We start from the raw sequence: 24,877 nt of genomic DNA, 5'->3' as shown, positions 1-24,877 counted from the left end.
AGGGTCGTAATGAGCTGGCATCCATGGATGCTGGCTCTTTTTTGTTGGGTCAGCTCCACCAGAAACGCAGTGGAAACACGCGCTTAATTTCATTGATGGAACGTAGGTTCCACCTCACAGAAGTTGGGATATGACCATGAGCAACAACATCGTCCTCGGCGAAAACCAGTACGGCAAGGCAGAAGTCCGCGTCGTCAAGGTCACTCGGGATACAGACCGCCACCACATCGAAGACCTGAACGTCACCTCGCAGCTGCGCGGCGATTTCCAGGCCGCACACCTCCAAGGCGACAACGGCCACGTAGTTGCCACCGACACCCAGAAGAACACTGTCTACGCCTTCGCCCGTGAAGGCGTGGGCTCACCCGAGTCCTTCCTCCTGCGCCTCGCAGATCACTTCACCGGCGGATTCGACTGGGTTACGGGCGGCCGCTGGGAAGCCGAAGCCTACAGCTGGGATCGTATCCAGGCTCACGGCGAGGGACACGACCACAGCTTCGTCCGCAACGGACAAGAGGTGCGCACCGCCGTCGTCGTCCGTGATGGCGCAACCACCCACCTCATCAGCGGCCTCAAGGACCTGACCGTCCTGAAGACCACGCAGTCCGGCTTTGTCGGCTACCCGCGCGACAAGTACACCACGCTGCCGGAGACCACGGACCGCATCCTTGCTACGGATGTATCCGCCCGCTGGCGCTACAACACCAACCTGGACTTCGCCGGAACGGACTTCAACAAGAGCTACGAGGACATCAAGGCCCTCTTGCTTGAAGGCTTCACCGAGAACTACTCCCATGCCCTGCAGCAGACGCTGTTCGACATGGGCAAGAAGGTCCTGGAAGCACACAGCGAAGTGGACGAAATCAAGTTCTCCATGCCCAACAAGCACCACTTCCTGGTTGACCTGAGCCCGTTCGGCCTGGACAACCCCAACGAGGTCTTCTTCGCCGCGGACCGCCCGTACGGCCTCATCGAAGCAACTGTCCAGCGCGAGAACATCGAGGCTGCACCGGTTGCGTGGAGCGGCATCGCCGGCTTCTGCTAAACCCGCACCACACCAGCACTAAACAAGCACCACTAAATAAGCACCGCAAAATAAGCACCATCCCAAGGGCTTGTGTGCAGGTCCGCCCAACGGCGCCCCGTAAAAAGGCCGGACCTGCACACAAACCCAACCCCCAAAACCAAGATTTTGTTAGCCAGACACAGTTAGCCAGACGAAGACGTCTGCCATGAACCCAGAAAGTCTGCCATGAACATCAAGAAGAAATCCCGCACTGCGAATACCACCTCGTCGCAGTCGCACAAGCCCGAACGTCCCGAGGACAAGCGGCTCTCCATCGGAAGCACCTTTGCTTACGGCTTCCAGCACGTCCTGACCATGTACGGCGGAATCATTGCTCCGCCGCTGATCATCGGTGCGGCGGCCGGCATGAACTCCCAGGACATCGGCCTCCTTATTGCCGCCTGCTTGTTCGTTGGCGGCCTGGCCACCATCCTGCAGACCGTGGGCATCCCGTGGTTCGGTTCGCAGTTGCCATTGGTCCAGGGTGTTTCCTTTGCTGGCGTTTCCACCATGGTGGCGATCGTCCAAGGCGGCGGCGGGATCCAGGCGGTGTTCGGCTCGGTCATTGTGGCCTCGCTGATCGGCTTGGCCATTACTCCCCTGTTCTCCAAGATCATCAAGTTCTTCCCGCCGGTAGTCACTGGCACGGTGATCACCACCATTGGCCTGACACTGATGCCGGTGGCAGCAAACTGGGCCATGGGCGGCAACGCCAAGGCAGATAACTACGGCAGCATGGCCAACATTGGCCTCGCGGCAGCGACCATGGGCGTCGTCCTGCTCCTGAGCAAGGTTGGCAACGCAGCCATCTCCCGCCTTTCGATCCTGCTGGCCATGGTCATCGGCACCATCATCGCGTTCGTGGCAGGCATGGCCGATTTCTCCAAGGTTGGCCAGGGCGACATCGTCGCATTCCCCACACCGTTTGCTTTCGGAGCCCCCACCTTTGAGATCGCCGCGATCATCTCCATGCTGATCGTCATCCTGGTGACCCTGACGGAGACCTCGGCAGACATCATCGCAGTGGGCGAGATCGTGGATACCAAGGTGGACTCCCGCCGCATCGGCGACGGCCTCCGCGCCGACATGCTCTCCAGCGCCATCTCCCCGCTGTTCAACTCCTTCACTCAGAGCGCCTTTGCGCAGAACGTCGGACTTGTTGCCATTACGGGCATCAAGAGCCGCTTCGTCGTCAGTGCCGGCGGCCTCATCCTGGTCATCCTGGGTCTCCTGCCCGTCCTGGGCCGTGTTGTCGCAGCGGTTCCGACGCCCGTCCTGGGCGGCGCCGGCGTCGTACTGTTCGGTACCGTCGCGGCCAGCGGTATCCGTACCCTGGCCAAGGTTGAGTACAAGAACAACATGAACCTGATCATCGTGGCAGCTTCGATCGGCTTCGGCATGATCCCCATCGCCGCACCGTCCTTCTACGACGCCTTCCCGTCCTGGTTCTCCACGATCTTCCACTCCGGCATCAGCTCGGCAGCCGTCATGGCCATCCTGCTCAACATCCTCTTCAACCACCTCAAGGCCGGTAACTCGGACAACCAGTCGGTGTTCGTCGCGGGCACTGACAGGATCGTCAGCGAAGAGGACATCAAGTGCCTCAGCGAAGGCGACCGGTTCGAGAACGGCAAGCTGATCGACGCCGATGGCAAGGAAGTCCCGCTGAAGACCTCCAGCGCGTCGGAGCACTAACTCACCACCGCCCCGTAAGTGACAAAGGCGGCAGTGTTTCCTTGGGGGACACTGCCGCCTTTCTCGGCTCGCGAGGAACGCGGACACGCAGGAAATGTACGACGCCGGCACTCGCCAGGGTGCGGAACCCACCTTGGCAGGCTCTCACTTCCGCAAACAGCGCACCGTAGGATCGGGCCATGACCGAACAGGCAATGACCAGCCAGACGCCGTGCTTCCATTCACTGGCCTTCCGCGAGATCCCGAAGCCCGACTACGCCGATGTCTGCTTAGCCACCCTCCCGGACGGCGCCGGCATCGACCCTGCGCAATGGGCGGAGCGGGTGTTCTCCTTGGATTCCATGCCTCGCTGGGTGGCCGCGGCAATGGGCTTGCGACAGGTCCTGGTCCCCCTGATCGGTGTTCCCCGTGCCCCTCGCGACACCTTCAAGGTGACGGATCAATCGGGCGAAGAAGCCCTGATCTTCGTCCGGGACAAGCATTTGAACTTCGCGGCCGCCGTCGGAGTTGATCCGGTGAGCCGACTGATCAGGGTGACTACCGCCGTCGAGCTTAAAGGCTGGCGCGGGAAACTGTACTTCGGCGTCGTGCGCCCGGTGCACCCCATTGTGGTGAACGCGATGCTGAGGAAGGCCACCCGCTCAAAACCCGCGCCGAGCTGACAGATAATGCCCATGTTTTTGGAAAACATGGGCATTACGTGCCAACTCGGCGGGAGTGGGAGGTCTAGTTCTGGTTGAGCTCCGCGGAGATCGCCATGGCGGCCTCGCGCAGCATGGGCACGGCGCGGTCGGCGAAGCTCTGGTCAACACGGGTGATGGGGCCGGAGACGGAGATCGCGGTGGGCGTGGGTGCATTGGGCACGGCCATGGCGAAGCAGCGGACGCCGAGCTCCTGCTCTTCCTCGTCAATGGAGTAGCCACGCTCACGGATGAGCTTGAGGTCCGCGAGCAGGGAGTCGATGTCGCCGATGCTCTTGGCCGTGGGGGTGGGCATGCCGGTACGGGCCACGATGCCGCGGACAACTTCGTCGTCCAGCTGGGCGAGGATGGCTTTGCCAACGCCGGTGTCGTGCGTGTGGGCGCGGCGGCCAACCTCGGTGAACATGCGCATGGAGTGCATGGAGGGGACCTGGGCCACGTAGATGACCATGTCGGAATCCAACACAGCCATGTTGGAAGTTTCACCGAGGCGCTCCACCAGGGTCTTCAACTGCGGGCGGGCCACAGCCCCGAGCTGCTTGCTGGCGCCTTCGCCGAGCCGGATGAGCCGGGGGCCCAGGGCGTAGCGGCGGTTGGGCAGCTGGCGGATGTAGCCGAGGGACACCAAGGTCCGCAAAAGACGGTGGATGGTGGGCAAGGGGAGGTCAGTGGACGACGAGAGCTCGCTCAGCGTGACATCGCCGCCCGCATCCGTGATCAGTTCCAGCAGTTCAAAGACGCGCTCAACGGACTGCACGCCTCCGGAGGCTTTTTCAGCCATTCCCTTGTCTCCAATGACTCAGATTCCGACAACTCTTATCCGCATCGTGAAAAGAATTGCTTAGAACACCCAACATACAGCACAGCGTCAACCTGCGCGACGACACCGAACATGACCAAGCAGGGGGTTGTGTTTCCACTTTGTAGATAATAATATCCATAATACGAAAACACTCAGTTTGGAACGGCGGCCCGGGAACGGGCCTTACAGGAGGAATTTCAATGGCGAATCCGAGCCCCGGAAACTCGATCACCCTGCGCGTCGCCGCACCGTCGAGCTTCACCGCTACCAGCGAACTGGCAGCAGCCGTCGGCGCAGCCGGTGCAGCAATCACCGCGCTGGACGTCACGGAATCCCACCACGAGACGATCGTTGTTGACGTCACCTGCAACACCACCGATGACGACCACGCAGCCCGCGTGAAGGACGCCCTGAACGCGCTCGACGGCGTCACCGTCCAGCACGTCTCGGACCGCACTTTCCTCATGCACCTCGGCGGCAAGCTCGAGGTCGTCCCCAAAGTAGCCCTGCGCAACCGCGACGATCTCTCCCGTGCCTACACTCCCGGCGTCGCCCGCGTTTGCATGGCCATCGCAGAAGACCCGGCCGCTGCCCGCAACCTGACGGTCAAGCGCAACACCATCGCCGTCCTCACCGACGGTTCGGCCGTTCTGGGCCTGGGAAACATCGGCCCCGCCGCCGCCCTTCCCGTGATGGAAGGCAAGGCTGCGCTGTTCAAGCAGTTCGCCAACGTTGACGCCTGGCCGGTCTGCCTGGACACCCAGGACACCGAAGAAATCATCATGATCGCCAAGGCCATGGCCCCGGTCTACGGCGGCATCAACCTCGAAGACATCGCCGCACCGCGCTGCTTCGAGATCGAGAACCGCCTCCGCGAAGAGCTGGACATCCCGGTGTTCCACGATGACCAGCACGGCACCGCGATCGTCACGCTCGCGGCCCTGGTCAACGCCCTCCGTGTGGTGGACAAGAAGCTCTCCGAGGTCAAGATCGTGGTGTCGGGCGTCGGCGCTGCCGGCTCGGCCATCATCCAGCTCCTCAAGGCCCAAGGCGCGCAGCACATCATCGCCGCCGGCCGTTCCGGCGCCATCCACTCCGGCGAGGAATACGGCGACGAACACCGCAGCTGGATTGCCGCGAACACCAACGAAGAAGGATTCTCCGGAACCCTGCACGACGCCCTCAAGGGAGCAGACGTCTTCATTGGCGTCTCCGCCCCGCACGTGATCGGCGAAGAGCAGGTTGCTTCCATGGCCGAGGACGCAATCGTGTTCGCCATGGCCAACCCGACGCCGGAAATCGACCCCGTAGTTGCGTCCAAGCACGCAGCCGTGGTTGCCACCGGACGCAGCGACTTCCCGAACCAGATCAACAACGTGCTGGCCTTCCCGGGCTTCTTCCGCGGGCTGCTGGACGCCGGGGCCTCAGACATCACCCCGAACATGCTGGTGGCCGCCGCCGAGGCGATTGCCAACCGGGTGGCTGACGATGAGCTCAACGCGAGTTACATTATCCCCAGCGTCTTCGATCCCCATGTTGCCGCCGATGTTGCGACCGCCGTGGCAAATGCGGCGCACGCCAACGCCGCCAGCGCACTCTAGAAAAAGGAATCCGCTCACATGGCTATCACAGTCACCGATCCCCGGCCGGTCGATCGCGCCGAGGAAATCCTCACCCCCAAGGCTTTGGCCTTCATCGAGGAACTGCACAACCGCTTCGCCGGCACCCGCAAGGAGCTCCTGGAAGCACGCGGAGTTAAGCGCCAGAAAGTGGCCGACACAAGCCGCCTGGACTTCCTCCCGGAAACGCAGGAAATCCGCGACGGCGACTGGAAGGTCGCCGAGGCACCGGCAGCTTTGCAGGACCGCCGCGTTGAGATGACCGGCCCGGCAACCCCGGCCAAGATGGCCATCAATGCCCTCAACTCCGGCGCCAAGGTGTGGCTCGCGGACCTCGAAGACGCCAGCACACCCACCTGGCCCAACGTCATCGATGCCATCCTTAACCTCCGCGACGCTGCCCAGGGCACCCTGAGCTACACCTCGCCCGAGGGCAAGGAATACCGCCTGCGCACCGACGCTCCCCTGGCCGTTGTGGTGGCCCGCCCGCGCGGCTGGCACATGGAAGAACGGCACCTGCTGATCGACGGCGAACCCGCCGTGGGTGCGCTGGTGGACTTTGGCCTGCACTTCTTCCACGTCGCCAAGCAGTTGCTCCTCAACGGCCAGGGTCCGTACTATTACCTGCCCAAGATGGAGAGCCACCTGGAGGCCCGCCTCTGGAACGACGTCTTCGTGTTCGCCCAGGACTTCCTCGGCATCCCGCAGGGCAGCGTCCGCGCCACGGTCCTCATTGAGACCATCCCCGCAGCCTTCGAGATGGACGAGATCCTCTACGAACTGCGCGATCACGCCTCGGGCCTGAACGCCGGCCGCTGGGATTACCTCTTCAGCATCATCAAGTACTTCCGTGACGCCGGCGAAGAGTTCGTCCTCCCGGACCGCGCCACCGTTGCCATGACGGCTCCGTTCATGCGCGCCTACACCGAACTCCTGGTCAAGACCTGCCACAAGCGCGGCGCCTTCGCCATGGGTGGCATGGCCGCCGTCATCCCCAACCGCAAGCAGCCGGACGTCACTGCAGCAGCCTTCGACAAGGTCCGTGCCGACAAGACCCGCGAAGCAAACGATGGCTTCGACGGCTCCTGGGTTGCCCACCCGGACCTGGTTCCCACCTGCCGCGAAGTCTTTGACTCCGTGCTGGGTGACCGTCCCAACCAGCTGGACAAGCAACGCCCCGAGGTGAACGTCACCGCCGAGCAGCTGATCGACGTCGCGTCCGCCGGCGGAACCGTCACGGAAGCCGGCCTGCGGCTGAACCTGTACGTCGCCGTCGCTTATACGGGCGTCTGGATTTCCGGCAGCGGCGCGGTTGCCATCCACAACCTCATGGAAGACGCCGCAACCGCGGAGATCTCCCGTTCACAGGTGTGGCAGCAGCTGCGCAACAAGTCCGTCCTGGCGGACACGGGCAACACCGTGACCCGCGAGCTGGTTACCCGCATCCTGGGCGAGGAGACCGAGCGCCTGCGCATCGAATTCGGCGACGAGAACTTCGCGAAGTACTACGAGCCTGCCTCCAAGCTGATCGAGGACATCTGTTTGTCCGACGATTACACGGACTTCCTCACCACTCCCGCCTACGAGCTGGTGGGCTGAGATGGGCTCATTCTCTTCCTCTGACCTGGCCCATATCGAGTCGCAGCTCGAGGCAACGGACCAGTTGCTGGACCGCAACTACCCCGGCGACGACGGCTCACGCCAGCCCATCCACACTGTCTACATTCCGGCCGACCGCTTCACGCCTTCCCTCGCCGCAGACTGGGGCGCCCAGGCGCTCGCGACGGCGGAAGCACACGGCGGCCTCGAAAAGCTGGGCCGGCTGTTGGGCCAGGAACCCGACCTGGCTGCCGCTGTTGCCTCCCGGGTGGCTTCCAAGCTGGCTGCTGAACCGATCGAGGACCTGCGTTTGGACTTTGAAGACGGCTACGGGGACCGCGGCGATGAGGCAGAAGACGCCGACGCCGTTGCTGCCGCCAAGGCTGTTGCCACCGCCGTTGCGGCCGGAACGGCTCCGCCCTTCATCGGCATCCGCTTCAAGTGCTTCGAAGCCCCCACCCGGGCCCGCGGACTGAAGACGCTGGACCTGTTCGTGTCCACCCTTGCTGCCGCCGGGGAACTTCCGGCCGGGCTGATCCTCACCCTGCCCAAGGTCACCACGGTGGCCCAGGTTCAGGCCATGGATTATGCAGTGTCCCGCCTTGAGGAAGTCCACGGACTCCCCGCCGGCCGGCTCCGCTTTGAGGTGCAGGTGGAAACCCCGCAGCTCATCATCGGTGCTGACGGAACCTCACCTGTTGCCCAGCTCCCCCACGTTGTCCCGGGCCGCATCAGCGCCCTGCACTACGGGACTTACGATTACAGCGCCTCGCTGGGCATTTCCGCGGAATACCAGTCCATGGAGCATCCCGTGGCCGATTTCGCCAAGGAAGTCATGCAACTCGCCGTCGCCGGAACGGGCATCCGCCTCTCCGACGGTTCCACCAACATCATCCCCGTGGGCGATGGTGTTGAGGATGCCTGGAAGCTGCACGGCCGCTTGGTCCGCAGATCCCTGGAAAACGGCTATTACCAAGGCTGGGATCTCCACGCCGCCCAGCTACCCAGCCGCTTCTCGGCGTCGTACGCTTTCTACCGCGAAGGCCTGCCCGCCGCCGCACTGCGCCTGCGCAACTATGTTGAGCGCACCGAAGGCGGCGTCATGGACGAGCCAGCCACCGCCCGCGCCCTGGCCGGCTTCGTCCTCCGCGGCGTCCAGTGCGGCGCAGTGGGGACCGACGAGGTCAAGGCGCTTGCCGGCGTCGAACTTTCACAGCTGACCGCACTGGCGCACCCGCGGCTGGCGCAACCGACTTCCCACTGATAGGAGCATTTCGCATGGGCAAGTACTACTACCCGCAGGGCGGCCTGCCGCCGCAGACCCAGCTGACCACCGAGCGGGCCATCGTCACGGAGGCTTACACGGTGATCCCCAAGGGCGTCATGACGGACATCGTCACCAGCAACCTGCCGGGATTCTCCAACACTCGCTCGTGGATCATCGCGCGGCCGATTTCCGGCTTCGCCACCACGTTCTCCCAGCTGATCGTCGAGATCGCACCGGGCGGCGGGGCTCCCAAGGCGGAGTTCGAGGCCGGCGTTGAAGGCGTCATTTTCGTCACCAAGGGCCAGGTCAACCTCACCCTCGACGGCGAACTGCACCACCTCGAAGAGGGTGGCTACGCCTACCTTGCTGCCGGCGCCGAGTGGGGCCTGGAAAACGTGTCCGACGACATCGTCTCCTTCCACTGGATCCGCAAGGCCTACGAGCGGCTTGAAGGCTTCGAAGCCAAGTCCTTCGTCACCAACGAGAAGGACGTGGAACCCACCTCCATGCCGGACACGGACGACGTCTGGAAGACCACGCGTTTCACGGATTCCAGCGACCTGGCGCACGACATGCAGGTCAACATCGTCACTTTCCAGCCCGGCGGCGTGATCCCCTTCCCGGAGACCCACGTCATGGAGCACGGCCTGTACGTCCTTGAAGGCAAGGCCATGTACCTGCTGAACAACGACTGGGTTGAGGTGGAAGCCGGCGACTTCATGTGGCTGCGCGCGTTCTGCCCGCAGGCTTGCTACGCCGGTGGTCCGGGCGAGTTCCGTTACCTGCTGTACAAGGACATGAACCGCCAGGTGAAGCTCACGTAGTCTGTTCCTTCTGCTTGTGCCGAGATCGCCGGAATGCTGCCAGTTCGCTGGAGCTTTCCGGCGATTTCGTCGTTTTCCGGCGGTTTCGGAGCGGGTCCGGCGAACTCAGCTGTTTTGGTGGGTTCCGCGCCGGCCAATTCTGAGCCCGGCCCAGAAGGCGAGCATCAGCAGGCCAAGGACCGTCACAGCCAGCCCCACCTGGCTGGCTTGGCTGACCATCGTCACACCGTTGCCCAGGAAGAGCGTGTCGCTTAACGGCGCGTAGGCAACGAAGCCGAAGTCCGTGCTCTGGTTGCTGAACGCCACGATCAGCCCCACGATGACCGCGACCAGCCCCAGCAAAGGCACGACGACGGTTGCCAGTTTGCGTCCCGGCGTCGGTTGGTTGTGTTCCCCAAGTGTGTTGTTATCCCCCATGCGCCCGAGTCTAACCTGCGTGCGTGCACCCAACTGGGTAACAGCAAACGTCCCATTGAGCTCTCAATGGACCGTTTACTGCTACTCAGTTGGGTTTGCCCGGGCCGCCGGCGATTCTGTACGACTCCTGCAGCAACTCGTCGAGCTCGTCCGCGCCGATTCGTTCGAGCCGGACCAGCATGAGCTGGGGTGACTGCTCATGGTGCGGCGTCCAGAAGAAGGTATCGGGATTCATGGCTGCGAGCGCTTCGCGTTCGTCGGTTTTGACCGTGCCCACGCCCTCTTCCCAGATGCGTGCCATGAGGGTCTTGGCGAACCATGCCGGTTGTCCCCAGCTGGGCCGCTCAGTTACGCCTTGCATGCTCAGGCAGATGCGCCGGACGTCGTCTTCTGTGGCCATGGTTCACTGTGGCACCGTCAGGCTGGCTGCGACAAGCGAGTTCGCGGGAAGGCTGCGAAATGGCCGTAGGCTTCCATGCGACCTTGCGCGCTTCCCGCGAACCCGGCGAACCTGGGGTTATCGACAAAAGCCCGCGGCAGCACCGGCGTCGTACTTTTAGGCTGCCCTGCCACGTCGCGGGAAACGTGCACGGCGCCGGGAATGCTGCCACACCGCCGGAACGTTCGGGCGATCCGGCAGGTTTCCCGCGAACTCGGGGGAGCACTTGGTGGAGCACGAGCTCGAGCCTGCGCACCCGTCCGGCCCCGGTCCCCTCCCCTCCCCCCGCCCCTTGCGAAGGGCCTTCGGTAGAGTGCTCCCCATGGATGACAAAGCGATGCTGCACGGTTACTTGCGACTCCGCCGCGCTGACCTGCTGGGCAAGGTGGAGAACCTCAGCGAGTACGACGCCCGGCGGCCCCTGACCCCCACGGGAACTAACCTGCTGGGCCTGGTGAAACACGTGGCCAGCGTGGAGCTGGACTATTTCGGGGTGACGTTCGGGCGACCCAGTGGCCGCGAGCTGCCGTGGCTGGCCGAGGATGCTGAGCCGGATTCCGATATGTGGGTGCCCGTCACGGAGACCCGTGAGGAGATCCTGGAGCTGCACCATTTCTCCGCCAAGCACAGCGATGAGACCATCGAGTCCCTCCCCTTGGACGCGCCGGGCGTTGTTCCATGGTGGTCCGAGGAGAAGAAGAACGTGACGCTCCACCAAATATTGGTCCACATGTGCGTGGAAACGGCCAGGCATGCCGGGCACGCGGACATCATCAGGGAACTCATCGACGGTTCCGCAGGTCAGAGGCCGGGCGATCCGAACATTCCCACCCGTAACTCCGAGGAGTGGGCTGCGCATCGGTTCCGGATCGAGGAAGCCGCGCGGGAGGCGGATCTCCGCCACTTCTGAACCTTCACAGCCCTTGCATAAGGTTGGCAAACCTCCTGCGTAGCCTCGCTCCGTAGAAATGGGGCATGACTCCTCCACAGACTGAACACCGTAAGGGCGGCCGGACACGGCGCGCCGTCATCTCCGCCGTTCTGGCAGTCACTCTCTCTGCCGGGGGCGCCGCTGCCTGGGCATTGGACCGTTTCGTGGTCCCTCATGCGGAAATCACGAACGTCAGCGAATACGAAGCCGGCCAAGCCGGAACAAGCTCGACGACGGATGCCGCCTCTGCGGAGACGGCGTCGAGCGCCGTGGTCACCGATACCTCCTACACCTCGGGCGACACAGGCGTCACTATCTCCACGGTGACCACCGGCAGCGGCGACGATGCCGTGACGTACTACGTTGCCGACGTCGTGCTTGATGATGCAACCACGCTGAAGTCGGCGTTCGCCGAGGACACCTATGGCGAGAACATCACCGAAACCACGTCCGCGATCGCGGAGGACCACAACGCCATTTTCGCCATCAACGGCGATTACTACGGTTTCCGGGATACGGGCATCGTGATCCGCAACGGCGTGGTGTACCGGGATGAGGGCGCACGGCAGGGCCTGGCTTTCTATAAGGACGGGACCGTCAAGGTCTATGACGAGACCACCACCAGCGCTGAGCAACTCGTCGCCGACGGCGTGTGGAACACGCTCTCGTTCGGACCGTCGCTGCTGGAGAACGGGGAGATCGCCTCCGGCATCGAGGACGTGGAGGTTGATACCAACTTCGGCAACCACTCCATCCAGGGCGAGCAGCCCCGCACCGCCGTCGGCGTCATTGACGAGAACCATCTGGTGTTCGTGGTGGTGGACGGCCGCAGCCCCGGCTACTCAGCAGGCGTGACCATGACCGGACTGGCCGGGATCATGAAGGACCTCGGCGCAACCACCGCGTACAACATCGACGGCGGCGGTTCCTCCACCATGTACTTCAACGGCTCCCTGGTGAACAACCCGCTCGGCGAGAACAAAGAGCGCGGCACCTCCGACATCCTCTACATCGCCCAGTCATGATCATTCTGATACCGGCCTACGAGCCGGACCACCAGCTCACCGCACTTGTCCGCAACCTTCAGGAAGCCGATCCATGGCTGACCATGGTGGTGGTGGACGACGGCTCCGGACCGGTTTACCAACAAACGTTCGACGACGCCGCCCGGCTTGGGTGCCATGTGCTCAGTTACGCCGTGAACGGCGGCAAGGGACACGCCCTCAAGAGTGGTTTCGCCTTCATTGCAGAACATTTCCCGGGGCAGGACGTGGTGTGCGCGGACAGCGATGGCCAGCACGCAGTGGCCGATATCCTGGCCGTGGCCGACCGCGTCCGCCAGGTCCCGGCGTCGATGGTCCTTGGCTGCCGGAACTTCACCGGTGATGTCCCGGCCCGCAGCAAGTTTGGCAACACGGTAACCCGGGCCCTGTTCAGGCTGGCAACAGGGCAACGGGTCGCCGATACGCAAACGGGCTTGCGCGGCTACCGGGCTGACATGCTCCCGTGGCTGCTGTCCGTCCGTGGCCGGCGCTATGAGTACGAACTCAATCTGCTGCTGGAAGCGAAACAGGCCGGCTACGGCGTCGAGTCCGTGGAGATCGCAACCGTCTATCTGGACCACAACTCCGGATCTCATTTCAGGCCCGTGGCCGACTCCCTAAGGATCTACGCACCACTGCTGAAGTTCCTGGGATCGTCGTTGTCCGCGTTCGTGGTGGACATGGTGATGTTCCTGGTGTTGAGCGCTGTCACGGATTCGCTGCTGGTGGCCGTGGTGGGAGCCCGGCTGCTCAGTGCCTCGGTGAACTTCCTGGTCAATCGCCGGCTGGTCTTTGAGCATGGCAAGGACACCCCGCTACGTGCTGCGGCCACCGGATACGCGTCCCTGGTAGCTGTCCTGCTGGCCGCCAACTACGCTGCCATGGCTGCCCTCATCTCCCTGGCCGTCCCGGACGTACCGGCCAAACTCGTCACGGAAGTGACCCTGCTGGGTATCAGCTATGCCGTGCAGCAACGCTTCCTGTTCGCCCGCAGGGCCCGCACCGCAGCATCGGAAACCGATGGCACCGAAACACATATCCCAGCCTTGGTCCCGGCACAGTTTCAGCACAGCATGCCCGGGAAAAGTGGAGATCAATCCCCCAAGAGATTCCGGAGTAACTGATGAACACCATCATCTTCATCGCGGCAGACCTGGCCGCCATCACCATTTTGACCCTGGCCCTCTACCTCCGCCGCCACCGGCGCCGTGACCTGGTGGTCTCGTATTTGGGCATGAACGTGGGCGTCCTGGCAGTTGCCACAGCCTTGTCCGGGTCGGCTGCCGGCGTTGGGCTGGGATTGGGCCTGTTCGGTGTTCTCTCCATCATCCGGCTCCGGTCCACCGAACTGGCCCAGCACGAGGTGGCCTACTACTTCTCGGCACTGGCATTGGGCTTGATCGCGGGCATCGGGGTGGAGCCGCTCTGGCTGACCCTGGCCCTCATGGCGTTGGTCCTCCTGGTGATGTTCGTTGGCGACAACCCACGCGTACTGCCCGCCTACCGCCACCAGATGGTGGTCCTGGACCGCGCCATCACCAACGAACCCGAGCTCTACGCCCGGCTGGAGGAAGTCCTCAACGGCGCCGTGCATTCGGCCACCATCCAGGAACTCGATTTGGTCAACGACAAGACCGTCGTGGACGTCCGGTATGCGGTCCGCCCACAACAGCCACGGCACGCGCAGCTGGGTTTCGACCAGCCCGCCGGTGCGCTCTCGCCCGCACCCCAGGAACTGCCCGTACCCACCCAGCCATCCGTGCCCACTTCGGCAGGTGTGGCGTGAGCCGGGTCGATGCCGAACCGATCATGCCGCAACTGAGCCAGCTGCCCGCCGTCGGGCTTGAAGAACTCACCACGGAGGCTGCGCTGCTGACCCGGGTTGACCGCAAGTATCTGGTGCCGTCGGCCACTGCCCGGAAGATCCTCAGCACGTTCGGCGCCGAGGCCCGGGTGCTGGAAATGGACGGGAACCGCACGTTTGCCTACGACTCCGTCTATTTCGATACCCCCGCCCTGGACAGCTACATGCTGGCAGCCCATGGCCGCCGCAGGAGGTTCAAGATTCGCACACGAACCTATCTGGACAGCGGGGTCAGCTTCCTGGAAGTCAAGACCGAAGGCGCCCGCGAGGCAACGGTCAAAGAGCGGATTCCGTACGAGTTGGGCCACCGTGACCATCTGACGGACGAAGGGTTGGCCTACGTCAATGAGACCCTGGCCGCGGTCCTCGGGGACGTACACTTTGGCCCCCTTGAGCCGGTACTGTCCACACGCTACAACCGCACCACACTGTTCCTCCCCGAATCCGGAAGCCGCGCGACCATCGACTCCGACGTCATCTGGCAAAGCCCCAACGGCCAGCCGTGGGTGCTGGATGACGCCGTGGTGGTCGAGACAAAATCCGGTTCGGCTCCGGGTCCGCTGGACCGGCATCTGTGGGCGCACGGCGTCCGTCCGTGCCGCATCTCCAAATTCGCCACCGGCATGGCCGCGCTCCATCCCGAGCTCCCAGCCAACCGTTGGAACCAAACACTTCGGCGCAGGATGCCCCTGCGTCCTGCCTGCTGACACTCCGTCCGCTGACCTTCCCTCCACAGACTTAGGAACCCACCATGCGCTCTTTCCGTACCTCCCTTTCCGTTGCCGCCGTGGCCCTGGCCGTATCGTTGGCCGGCTGCTCCACTGCCGCCACGAGCTCCACGTCCACCGGCACCACCTCAAGCACCACCACCACAAACACCACCCAGCAGGCGGTCACCGCAGCCACCGTCGAGGAAGACACCCATTACGACAACGACGACCTCACGTGGGATGCCGCAACCGAAGTGGCCATCAGCCTGGCCGACGACGGCAGCAAAGTGACGTCGTCGGGCTCCACCGGCGTGGCGGTAGACGGCGATACCGTCACCATCAGTGCGGCCGGAACCTACCGCCTCAGCGGCTCGCTGAGCGACGGCCGCATCGTAGTAGCGGCGGGCGAGGAAGACACGGTGCGCATCATTCTGGACGGCGTTGAACTGGGCAACTCCAGCGGTTCGCCGTTCGTGGTGCAGAGCGCGGATGAGGCGATCGTGTACCTGGAAGACGGCAGCACCAACACCCTGACCGACGCCACCACCTATGCCGACCAAGGGGATGACGCCCCCAACGCAGCGCTCTACTCCATGGCCGACCTCACCATCGCCGGCACCGGTTCCCTCACCGTCAACGCGAAATCCAATGACGGCATCGTGTCCAAGGACGGCCTGGTGATGGCTTCCGGCAAGGTCACCGTGGACGCTGTGGACGACGGCATCCGCGGCAAGGATTACACCGTCCTGCTGGACGGCGCCTACCAGGTGACCGTGGCCGGGGACGGCGTGAAGGCGGATAACGAGACGGACGAGGGCCGGGGCTGGCTGCTGGTCAGCGGTGGCTCGCTGACCGTCAACGCCGGCGACGACGGCGTGAAGGCGTTCAACACCCTCACCGTTTCCGGCGGAACCGTCACCGTTGCCGAGTCGGAGGAAGGGCTGGAGGCGCAGCACATCGCCATTTCCGGGGGCGACGTCACCGTCACTGCGAACGACGACGGCGTGAACGCCTCGGGCGGTTCGTCCACCTCCACGGCCACTGACGCCGGCGCCGCGGGTGGCATGGGCGGCGGCATGGGAGGACCCGGCGGCGGGGGCGGCGAGATGGCGGCAGGCGATTACTCCGTTGACGTATCCGGCGGAACACTGACCATCAACTCCGAGGGCGATGGCCTGGACTCCAACGGCAGTGCCAACATTTCTGGCGGAACCGTGGTGGTCAACGGTCCCACCAACGACGGCAACGGTGCTCTTGATGTAAACGGCGAGCTGGTAGTCAGTGGCGGAACCGTGGCCGCAGCAGGCAGCGCAGGAATGGCGGTCACCCCTGGGACGTCGTCCACGCAGTCAGGGGTGCAAGTGACCTTCGATTCTTCCGTATCGGCCGGAACTCCAGTGCACCTTGTAGATTCCTCCGGCGCTGTGGTTGCCACCTTCGTGGTCACCAAGACCACTGCCTCCTTGGTGTTCTCGTCCTCCGCGATCACCGAGGGTGAAAGCTACACGGTGTATACCGGGGGCAGCGCCGATGCCGGAGCAGGCCTGACCACGGGTTCCACTGACGGGGCACAGGAGCAGGGAACCGTCACCGCGGGCCAGTACACCCAGGCCCAAGGGCCGGGAGGTGGTGGCGGCCGTCGGTAGGTTCGACTCCCCAAAAGTGGCCGATGGCCCGTGGCTTCGTTACCTCCTTTGATGGCTTTTCTGGCTGAAATCAACCTTTTTGGTTTTCATTCTGCGAGCTGAACGGTCAAAGTGGGTAGCGAAGCCACACCCCGTTCGGCAGGGATGAACTTCCGGTCACAGGTGCGTGCCGGCTGGTGCTCACCGCCCTGTACCGGAGGAGGTAGCCACCAGAGGAGGTAGCCCCCACCATTCAGCGCCCGACGACGACACTCGCCTGCCGTCGTCGGGCGCTGTTTTGGCGTCCACCGGACCACGTGCGCCGCCCCTGCAAGCCTGCCCCGCAAACTTGATGCGAACTTGAGCCAATCGAAAAGGTTCCTTGATATAGCGGCGCCACGCTGGAATCAGCCGGAGCACCCATACCGAGGGGTTTCGGCAACGAATCTCAAGTATGAAAGACAACGATGTGGGGGACGCAATGGAGCATTCATCAGCACTCAGTGAGGTTGTTGCCGTCAAGGGCATCATCCAGGACCAGCACCCCGTGGATTTTTACGCTTTGGGCGTCGCCGGATGCATTGATCGGCTCGCCGCGCCGCTGCGACGGACCGGCATCACCGTCCACTGGCACACCCCGCATCACGGCATCGAGATCTCGTCCTCGGCCGCGGCCCTCCTCTATCACGTGGCGCAGGAGACCTTCAGCAACACCCTGAACTACGCCGACGCCAGCGAGCTCACCGTTCGCCTCAACGCCGTTTACCACGGCATCCAGCTCACCATCACTGACGATGGCACAGGATTCGAAATCCATGCGGCACCCAGCGGCCGGCGGCACGGTTTCGGCCTGTTGTTGATGTCCATCGCAGTGCACGACGCCGGCGGGACAGTAGACATTGATTCCGCCCCAGGGCGGGGCACCAGTGTGCGGGTCACGCTACCGCTGGATTGAGTCCGATTTGGGACCTTTTTTGGCCTCCCAGCCATGGCCCAACCGGTTTCCCGGACGTATTCTGTAGCTACTTTTCAGCCTGACATCCCGGACGGATTGGCACGAAAATGGCGCAGAACAAGGGTCCAAAGGCAGGTCTCGGCAAGGTCCTTCTCAGGGTCTTCGGGTACTTCTTCGTGAGCATCCTCTGCGGTGTGTTGATCTCCGGGCTGGTGGTCCCCGTGGTGGCATTCACCAGCACCACCGTGGGCGGCTCGATCGGGTTCTATGAGGACCTCCCGAGCGAACTGAACGTCGATTCCCCATCCCTTTCCAGCACGGTGGTTTCGGCGGACGGCCAGCACATCGCCACCTTCTACGCAGAAAACCGGGTCAAGGTGCCCTTGGAGGAGATGTCGCCCTTCATCCGCGAGGCGATCGTGGCCATCGAAGACAGCCGTTTTTACGATCACGCCGGGGTGGACGCGCAGGGCATCATCCGGGCGTTGAGCTCCAACCTCACCAAAGGCACACGCCAAGGGGCCTCCACGTTGACGCAGCAATACGTCACCAACGTGCTGAACGAGTCACGATTGTCCGAGGGCCGTCCGGAAGACGTGGTACTCAGCGGCCAAAAGACCATGGGAGATAAGCTCCGTGAGATCAAGCTGGCCCTCGAACTGGAAAAGCGGTTCAACAAGGAGCAGATCCTTGAGGGGTACCTGAACATCGTCTTCTTCAACCGGGATGCCTACGGCATTGAAGCCGCGTCACGCTATTTCTTCAGCACGTCGGCAAAAGACTTGACCCTGCCGCAGGCCGCCCTCCTTGCCGGCCTGGTCAACGGACCCAGTATCTACGATCCCACTGTGGACCCGGATGCGGCGTTGAAGCGGCGCAACCTCGTCCTTGACCGGATGGTGGAACAGGGCAAGATCACTCCGGTGGACCACGGCGTGGCGGTGGCAACGCCCATAGAGCTGAACATCACGCCTTCACGTCAGGGCTGCGCGGGCGCTTCGATCGCCACCTACTTCTGCGACTACGTCTCGCACCTGATTCTCAACGACGAGACCTATGGATCCACTGTCAATGAACGCGAGCGCCTGCTCTACCGCGGCGGGCTCACCATCACCACCACCTTGGACAGCAGGCTCCAAGCCGTTGCCCAGGCCCAAGTGGACGCCTCTGCCGGGGAGAACCCGGATAAATGGGGCGCGGCCATGACCACCGTGCAGCCGGGCACCGGGAAGATCCTGGCGATGGCACAGAACACGGTCTTTGTCCCGCAGGAAGGGAAGTACGATACCCAGCTGAACTTCAACGTCGATGCCAAGGACGGGAACGGGTACGACCTCAACGGTGCAGGGGGCTTCCAGCCGGGCTCCACCATGAAGCCGTTCATCTACGCCGAATGGCTCAACCAAGGCAAGCACCCCACCGCCACAGTTGACGCCTCACGCAGGGTCTACCCCGTCGGGTTCCCCTGGCGATCCAGCTGCGGCAAAGTCATGGGCGGCTACAGCAGCGCCCAGAAAGCACAGAACCTGGGCGCAGACGACGACCTGCAAAACAACGATCCCGGGTACTACCGCCCCATGCCCATCAATTACGGCCTTTACAACTCCATCAACACCGCCACCTTTGCCACCGCAGCCCAGTTGGACTTCTGCGGTATCCAGAAGATGGTGGACACCGTGGGCTTGCACAGCGGCTTGGACAACGCCCCGGTGAACATGCACCAAATCGGCAACCTGCTGGGCTCCATCGGCGTTGCACCGCTGGTCCTGGCGAGTGCTTACGCCACATTCGCTAACGACGGCACGTACTGCGCACCCATCGCCATCACCGGGATCAGCGACTCCCAAGGACGCCAATTCGAAGCCCAGACACCGGAGTGCCGGGAGGCCGTCAAACCATCGGTGGCCCGTGGTGTCAATGCCGTCCTGCAGGATGTGTTGAAGATGGGTTCCGGGGTGTGGATCGAGCCCAAGGTCCACACCAAGGTCCCGGTAGCCGCCAAGACCGGAACATCCAACAACAATGGAGCCACGTGGGTTGCCGGCTACACCACGGCACTTGCCACGGCGTCGTTCTTTGGGGATACGACGGCGGGACAGCAGCGCGCGGGGCAGAACGTCACCATTAACGGCAAGTTCTACAAGTCCCTGGACGGTTACATGATCGCCGGGCCGCAATGGGCCAACTATATGGTGGAGGCCACGGCCCTCTACCCCGGCGGTCCTTTCGCGGCGCCTGCTCCCCCGCCGGCACCTTCCACCCCGGCACCCACCACCCCGGTGCCGACCCTCCCGCGCCTCACGGGAGGGTAGCGCGCAACAATCACCCCGCGTTGCGAGGCCTGCTCTGCGCGCAATTCCTGTGCTAAACCCTGCACGGCAGGCCTCACAACGTTTCGCTACAGCGTGACCTCGGCGGCCGCGCGCGTGCCGTCGTCCTCGTAGTTGTCCACCCCGGCAAGATGGCGGCCGGCGATGTATCCGAACGTCAGCGCCGGCCCGAGGTTGATGCCGCCTGCGGGATAGTGCCCACCCATGACGTTGGTTTGGTCATTCCCCGCGACGTACAGGCCGGAGATGGGTTCGCCGTCGTCGTTGAGCGCCCGTGACCTGCCGTCCGTGTCGATCCCGGCGAACGTGCCAAAGCTCCCCGGAACCACCCGGACGGCGTAAAACGGGCCCTTCTCGATGGGGCCCAATGACGGGTTTGGTTGGTGGGTGGGATCGCCGCCGTAGCGGTTGAAGGCTGTCCCGCCGCGCCCGAAGTCAGGGTCGACGCCGTCGCGCGCGTTGGCATTGAACCTCTCCACTGTGCGGCGCAACTCCGCGGGGTCGATTCCGCATTTCGTGGCAAGCTCCTCCAACGTCCGGCCCTTGATGAGGTACCCGGATCGCAGGTAGGGGAACAGCGGGACGGGCAGCGGTTTGGCCATGCCCAGCGGGAATTTCCGCACGAACCGGCTGTCCGCGATCTGCCACGACTCAACGGCGGCACCTTCCGGCGTCGCTGCCAGGAGCGCCTCAACGTAGTCGTAGTAGCCGTTGGCTTCGTTCACGAACCGTTTTCCATCCGCGCGGACACCGATGCTGCCGGGCTTGGCACGGTCCATGATGTGCGGGAACACCCCGGTCCGGCCGTTGCGGTACGGCACCAGCGACACCGGACACCACGCAGCGGGCGACTTCACGTCGGTCTTGAAACGCGCACCCACCGACGTTGCCAGGCTAATGCCGTCGCCAGTGGTCTCCTGCGGGGAAAGCGTCCAGTGCTCCCGGCCGGTGGGCGCCTTGGGGAACAGTTCCTTTCGACGCAGAACATCGTTGGGGAAGCCCCCGGTTGCCAGCACCACGCCGCGGCTCGCGTTGATCCGGAGCTCACCCTCAGGTGAACGCACGACGGCGCCTGTCACCTTGCCGCTGTCATCGCTGAGCAGCGCTGTGGCAGGGGTGGAAACGCGGATGTCCACGTCCAGGTCATCGGCGGACTTCATGAGCCTGCCGGTCAGGGCTGTGCCGTTGACCAACTGCATGTTGCGGCGGTGGGTCAGCAGGTCCAGCAGATGGAAACCGAAACGCCACCCGGCGTGGAAGATCCCGTTGAGGTTGCCCTGCGATGCCGAAAGGAACTTGCTGAGGTCCGGCCCGGCCATGATGCCCATGCCCAGGAAGGATGTCTCGTAGAGCTGGTGACGCATCTTGGCCCGCAAGGCAGGTTTGATGGCCCGGGCGTTGAGGGGTTTGGGACCCACCGAGCGGTGGCCCGTGCCTGCTCCGGGGAGATTGCCGTAGATGTCGTTGATCCTGCTGCCGGGAACGAACTGCAGGGACGTCTTGTCCTGGAAGAATCCCACCATGTGCGGGGATGCTTCCAGGAAGGCTTCCACGTTGTGCTCCCGGTAATCATCGCCCAGGACTCCACGGAGGTACGTCCGGAATGTTTCCTTATCCTCGGTGACGCCTTCGGCGTATGCCAGCGGGTTGGCGGGAGCCCATGCCCAGCCGCCGGACCACGACGTCGCGCCGCCGCAAACAGCGGACTTTTCCACGACGATGACCTTCAGCCCGTGATAGGCCGCCGTCACTGCCGCAGCGAGGCCGCCTGCTCCTGAACCGATGACAAGGACATCGCAGTCAAGGGTGGGGCGGGATGGGGTGGTGTTCATGAAATGCTCCAGGTAAATGCGGGGGTATTGAGGACTGAGTCAGCTGCTGCTTTCAGCTGTTTGGCCCATGCGAGTTCGCCCATGGCGGCCACCCTGCTTCCGGAGGGGGTCTCGACGCTCACGGGGACCACTGCGGAGAAGGAGGCGAGCATGGACGTCAGGTCGAATTCGCCTTCTCCGGGTACGCCCCGCTCCGAGCGGGACTCAAGGATCAGCCCTTCCCTCCCGGGTGGCGGGATAGCGGGGCCGTCGCAGAGCTGGATCATGGGTACCAGGTCCGCGGCGTCTTCAAGTTCAGCCCACGTGCCACCGAAGCGGTTGACGTGCAGGGCATCCACCACGATTTTGCAGTCTGCGCGGTCGGCGAGATCCACAGCCTGCGGAATGGAGCGGACGGTCTGGTAGGCAATGGGCTCCAGCGTGGGAACGATTCCGTACGCTGCGCCGTCCTGCGTCATCCGGGCGAGGTGGTCCCCGAAGCGGTCCAAGTCCGGGTCCGCGCAGGCAACAGTCAGCGTGGATGCGCCCAGAGCCTGGCCTGCCTCCATCATCCGCAACCAGGCTTCGCGTTGATCAACGCCGTTTTGCAGGCCTGTTCCGTCCAGGAGCAGGAATTCGATGTCTTCAACCGTTATTCCGGTATCGGCCATCCGGGCCAGGGTTTCTCGAAGCATGGGTGAGCCCGGCTGGAGGTTGTATGGGCGCTCGGTGGGCGTCACTGGGCGGACGCGTGCGCCGATGAAGTCGAACCCGGCCTGGGCGGCGATGGTTACCAGGTCCGGGGGCGCGGTTCCCACCAATGACAGCTGGGCGAGCCCGAGCCGGCGTATCGGTGTGCCGAGGGGTGGAAGGGCAATGGGGGCAGAGCCACCGGCTTGGTGGGGCTCGGCGGCACCGGGATCGCCGGTACGCTGCGAGATCGCCGAAAAGCTCCAGCGAACCGGCACGTTTCCAGCGACCTCGGTCCCACCGCTGCCAGGACCGGCAGGCAAAGCAGCAGCAATCCGTTGCGCAGCGTCGTATCCGCTCTTGACTGCGTTGGAAACAATGGCGGATGCCTTATCCACCACCGTTCCAGCCACAGCGACGGGCAGCGAAGCAGACAGGCTGAGCTCCGCCTCCCTTTCCGCCACGGTGAGGGGGCCGTCCAGCGGCAGCACGGATCGCGAGACAAGCAACGCCCCCGGAGCTTCGATCCACTGGTCATCCATGCCGGACCGGCTGATGCGGACCCGGTTGCCGTCAAACTCCTCGATGGTGCTGGACAGGAAGATCCGCACCTGCGGGTTGGCTTCAAGGCGCGGAACAGCCAGGATCTTGGCGCGGCGGCCGGACTCCGGTGCCAGAGTTTCCTGTGGTCCGATGATCAGCACTGCGGTTCCCCGGGAAGCAAGGGTGTCGGCCACGCTCATTGCCACGGCATCGGCACCCCAAATGGTCACGGCCTCGGGTACTGGGCCCGCCGAAGACGCCGCGGCCCCGGAAGAAGCTGGGCCCGCCGAAGACGCCGCGGCCCCGGAAGAAGCTGGGCCTGCCGAAGACGCCGCGGCCCCGGAAGAAGCTGGGCCCGATGAGCCTGGGCCCACCGAAGAGCCCGGGCCCACCGAAGAGCCTGGGCCCACCGCACCCGCCGCACCGCCGTCGAGAATTTCCGGGTGTGCCGCGAGCCAATCCCGGATATCCGAGACCCGCGGTGAGTCGGCGCCGATGAACCCGGGTGACGGGCGCGCCCCGCCAGTTGCGATGACCACGGCGTCAGCTCCAAAGTCGCGGGCCAGCGCGCCGGCGTCGGACGTGTCAACGCGGGTGCGCAACTGCACGTCCACGCCGAGGCGCTCGTTTTCCAACGCTGACCAATCGGCAAAGCGGTGGAAATCCGGAGTGGATCTCATCCGCTCGGCGAGGGCAAACTGCCCACCGGGCCGCGCGGCGTCGTCCACCAACGTCACCTGAGCTCCCGCTTCGGCGAGTTCGCGGGCTGCGGTGAGGCCGGCGGGACCGGCGCCCACCACCAAGACACGCGAGGTGGAGCGGACGGCCGGCGTTGGAACGGGCACGCGGGAACGCCCGACGGCGGGGTTGACCGTGCACGTGACCTGGCCCAGGCCGAGGTTGTCGATGCAGACGTTGCAGGCGATGCAGGGCCGGTATCGTTGGCCGCGCAGCACGCCGCCAACAAAGGCGGGATCGGCATGGATGGCGCGGGCCAGGCTGACGAAGTCGCAGGTGCCGTTCGCGAGGACTTCTTCGATGATCTCCGGGCTGTTGAGCCGCCCGGCCATGCCCAGCGGGAGCCCGAAGCGGCGGTAGGCCTTGGCGTAGTCGGCCAAGATCCCGGGCTTCCACTCCCCCGACTGCACGATCCACTCGCCGGCGTCGTAACTGCCGGCCGAAAGGTCCAGGAAGTCGAGCTTGTCCAGGTGGGCTTTGGCAATGATCGCCACTTGCTGGTCGGCGCTGATGCCGTCGACCGGACCTTCCAGCACGGACACGCGCATGCCCACAATCGTGTCCGGCACGGCCTCGCGCACGGCGTCGATGACGAGGTTCATGAAGAACTCCGGCGCGCCGAACTCGTCCGTGCGGTGGTTGGAAATGGGCGACATGAACTGGTGGATCAGGTAACCGTGGGCGCCGTGGAGGTTGATGACATCGAACCCTGCAGCCACCGCGCGCTTCGCCGCAGCCGCATAGGCGTTCACGAGTTCGTAGCACTGGGCCGCGGTGAGCTCCAGCGGAACTTCGCCACCCGCCGTCGGACATGGAACCGGCGACGGCGCGAGGTTCTTGAGCCCGGACACTACGGACTGCGCGGTGCGGCCGCCATGGTTAAGTTCGACGGCGGCGAGCGCACCTTCGGCGTGGAGGGCGTCGGTGAGGCGGCGAAGGCGCGGGACCATCTCATCGCTGTGCAGGCCCAGTTGGTGGGTGCGGCCCTTGCCGTCTGCGCGGACATAGGTGGCTTCGGTAGTGACCATGCCCAGGCCGGCCTTGGCTCGGGTTACGAGGTAGTCGATGTACTGCTCGGTGATGTGGCCATCGGTGGTGCCGTAATTGCGTTCCATGGGTGCCGACGCGAGGCGGTTTCGGAGGGTCCGGGAGGCGCGGCCGTTGCGGCCGAGGGTCAAAGGGGATCCCGCTGTTGGTGCAGAAGCCAT

The 24,877-nt window shown here is 64.1% G+C and carries 20 protein-coding genes; 15 read left to right on the top strand and 5 right to left on the bottom strand.

What is annotated here, in order from left to right; all coding sequences use genetic code 11:
- Positions 1–130: 130 nt before the first annotated feature.
- From pucL to M1D51_RS04055, 3 genes are all read left to right on the top strand, one after another.
- Positions 131–1,045 (top strand): factor-independent urate hydroxylase, encoded by a 915-nt coding sequence (gene pucL / locus M1D51_RS04065; protein ID WP_201296492.1) that lies wholly within the window; start codon positions 131–133, stop codon positions 1,043–1,045.
- A gap of 207 nt (positions 1,046–1,252) precedes the next feature.
- Entirely contained in the window at positions 1,253–2,761 is a 1,509-nt protein-coding gene (locus tag M1D51_RS04060) for a nucleobase:cation symporter-2 family protein (RefSeq protein ID WP_458108633.1), read from the top strand.
- Between the two features lie 179 nt (positions 2,762–2,940).
- Positions 2,941–3,423, top strand: a complete 483-nt coding sequence (locus M1D51_RS04055) for a DUF2867 domain-containing protein (protein WP_458108632.1) — start codon at positions 2,941–2,943, stop codon at positions 3,421–3,423.
- A gap of 64 nt (positions 3,424–3,487) precedes the next feature.
- Here M1D51_RS04055 and M1D51_RS04050 read toward each other — a convergent pair whose 3' ends face one another.
- A complete protein-coding gene (locus M1D51_RS04050) occupies positions 3,488–4,243 on the bottom strand; it encodes an IclR family transcriptional regulator (protein WP_011776026.1) in 756 nt (251 codons plus the stop codon).
- A 221-nt stretch (positions 4,244–4,464) separates the two neighbouring features.
- Here M1D51_RS04050 and M1D51_RS04045 point away from each other — a divergent pair, with 221 nt between their 5' ends.
- From M1D51_RS04045 to M1D51_RS04030, 4 genes are read left to right on the top strand one after another with little or no spacing between them, the layout of a single operon-like run.
- A complete protein-coding gene (locus M1D51_RS04045) occupies positions 4,465–5,865 on the top strand; it encodes an NAD-dependent malic enzyme (RefSeq protein WP_354227949.1) in 1,401 nt (466 codons plus the stop codon).
- Between the two features lie 18 nt (positions 5,866–5,883).
- On the top strand, positions 5,884–7,482 hold the full coding sequence (gene aceB / locus M1D51_RS04040; protein ID WP_458108631.1) for a malate synthase A: 1,599 nt from the start codon (positions 5,884–5,886) through the stop codon (positions 7,480–7,482).
- 1 nt (position 7,483) lies between these two features.
- Complete coding sequence (locus tag M1D51_RS04035) at positions 7,484–8,746, top strand: DUF6986 family protein (RefSeq protein WP_458108630.1); 1,263 nt, start codon at positions 7,484–7,486, stop codon at positions 8,744–8,746.
- Between the two features lie 14 nt (positions 8,747–8,760).
- Positions 8,761–9,573: a bifunctional allantoicase/(S)-ureidoglycine aminohydrolase gene (locus M1D51_RS04030; RefSeq protein WP_011776030.1), complete on the top strand. Its 813-nt coding sequence runs from the start codon at positions 8,761–8,763 to the stop codon at positions 9,571–9,573.
- A 105-nt stretch (positions 9,574–9,678) separates the two neighbouring features.
- Here the strand turns inward: M1D51_RS04030 and M1D51_RS04025 are convergent, their stop codons facing one another.
- The gene (locus M1D51_RS04025) at positions 9,679–9,990 is read right to left on the bottom strand and encodes a hypothetical protein (protein WP_458108629.1); all 312 of its coding nucleotides are present in this window, start codon (positions 9,988–9,990) and stop codon (positions 9,679–9,681) included.
- 85 nt (positions 9,991–10,075) lie between these two features.
- Positions 10,076–10,390, bottom strand: a complete 315-nt coding sequence (locus tag M1D51_RS04020; RefSeq protein ID WP_458108628.1) for an MmcQ/YjbR family DNA-binding protein — start codon at positions 10,388–10,390, stop codon at positions 10,076–10,078.
- 361 nt (positions 10,391–10,751) lie between these two features.
- Between M1D51_RS04020 and M1D51_RS04015 the strand changes: the two genes are divergently transcribed.
- The 8 genes from M1D51_RS04015 to M1D51_RS03980 all read left to right on the top strand — a co-directional run bounded on the left by M1D51_RS04015 (position 10,752) and on the right by M1D51_RS03980 (position 19,869).
- Complete coding sequence (locus M1D51_RS04015; RefSeq protein WP_458108627.1) at positions 10,752–11,339, top strand: DinB family protein; 588 nt, start codon at positions 10,752–10,754, stop codon at positions 11,337–11,339.
- A gap of 65 nt (positions 11,340–11,404) precedes the next feature.
- Entirely contained in the window at positions 11,405–12,385 is a 981-nt protein-coding gene (locus M1D51_RS04010) for a phosphodiester glycosidase family protein (protein WP_458108626.1), read from the top strand.
- The gene (locus tag M1D51_RS04005) at positions 12,382–13,527 is read left to right on the top strand and encodes a GtrA family protein (RefSeq protein WP_458108625.1); all 1,146 of its coding nucleotides are present in this window, start codon (positions 12,382–12,384) and stop codon (positions 13,525–13,527) included. Before M1D51_RS04010 ends, M1D51_RS04005 begins: the two co-directional genes overlap by 4 nt.
- Positions 13,527–14,189 (top strand): DUF4956 domain-containing protein, encoded by a 663-nt coding sequence (locus tag M1D51_RS04000; RefSeq protein ID WP_458108624.1) that lies wholly within the window; start codon positions 13,527–13,529, stop codon positions 14,187–14,189. The genes M1D51_RS04005 and M1D51_RS04000 overlap by 1 nt, the downstream gene beginning before the upstream one ends.
- Before the next feature lie 23 nt (positions 14,190–14,212).
- Positions 14,213–14,974 carry a polyphosphate polymerase domain-containing protein gene (locus M1D51_RS03995; protein WP_458109540.1) on the top strand — a complete coding sequence of 254 codons (762 nt, stop codon included), beginning with the start codon at positions 14,213–14,215 and terminating at the stop codon, positions 14,972–14,974.
- A gap of 44 nt (positions 14,975–15,018) precedes the next feature.
- Positions 15,019–16,623: a carbohydrate-binding domain-containing protein gene (locus tag M1D51_RS03990; RefSeq protein WP_458108623.1), complete on the top strand. Its 1,605-nt coding sequence runs from the start codon at positions 15,019–15,021 to the stop codon at positions 16,621–16,623.
- Between the two features lie 433 nt (positions 16,624–17,056).
- Entirely contained in the window at positions 17,057–17,557 is a 501-nt protein-coding gene (locus M1D51_RS03985; protein WP_253951522.1) for a sensor histidine kinase, read from the top strand.
- Positions 17,558–17,664: 107 nt separating this feature from the next.
- Positions 17,665–19,869: a transglycosylase domain-containing protein gene (locus tag M1D51_RS03980; protein ID WP_172324068.1), complete on the top strand. Its 2,205-nt coding sequence runs from the start codon at positions 17,665–17,667 to the stop codon at positions 19,867–19,869.
- 86 nt (positions 19,870–19,955) lie between these two features.
- Here the strand turns inward: M1D51_RS03980 and M1D51_RS03975 are convergent, their stop codons facing one another.
- Together M1D51_RS03975 and M1D51_RS03970 are read right to left on the bottom strand one after the other, a co-directional pair.
- Positions 19,956–21,719, bottom strand: coding sequence for an FAD-dependent oxidoreductase (locus tag M1D51_RS03975; RefSeq protein WP_458108622.1), 1,764 nt, complete (start codon positions 21,717–21,719; stop codon positions 19,956–19,958).
- Positions 21,716–24,877, bottom strand: coding sequence for an FAD-dependent oxidoreductase (locus tag M1D51_RS03970; protein WP_458108621.1), 3,162 nt, complete (start codon positions 24,875–24,877; stop codon positions 21,716–21,718). Before M1D51_RS03970 ends, M1D51_RS03975 begins: the two co-directional genes overlap by 4 nt.

This window comes from Arthrobacter sp. R3-55 (assembly GCF_054161505.1).
Note: the sequence above shows the minus strand (reverse complement) of the source record. Positions and strands in the feature narration are given on the sequence as shown.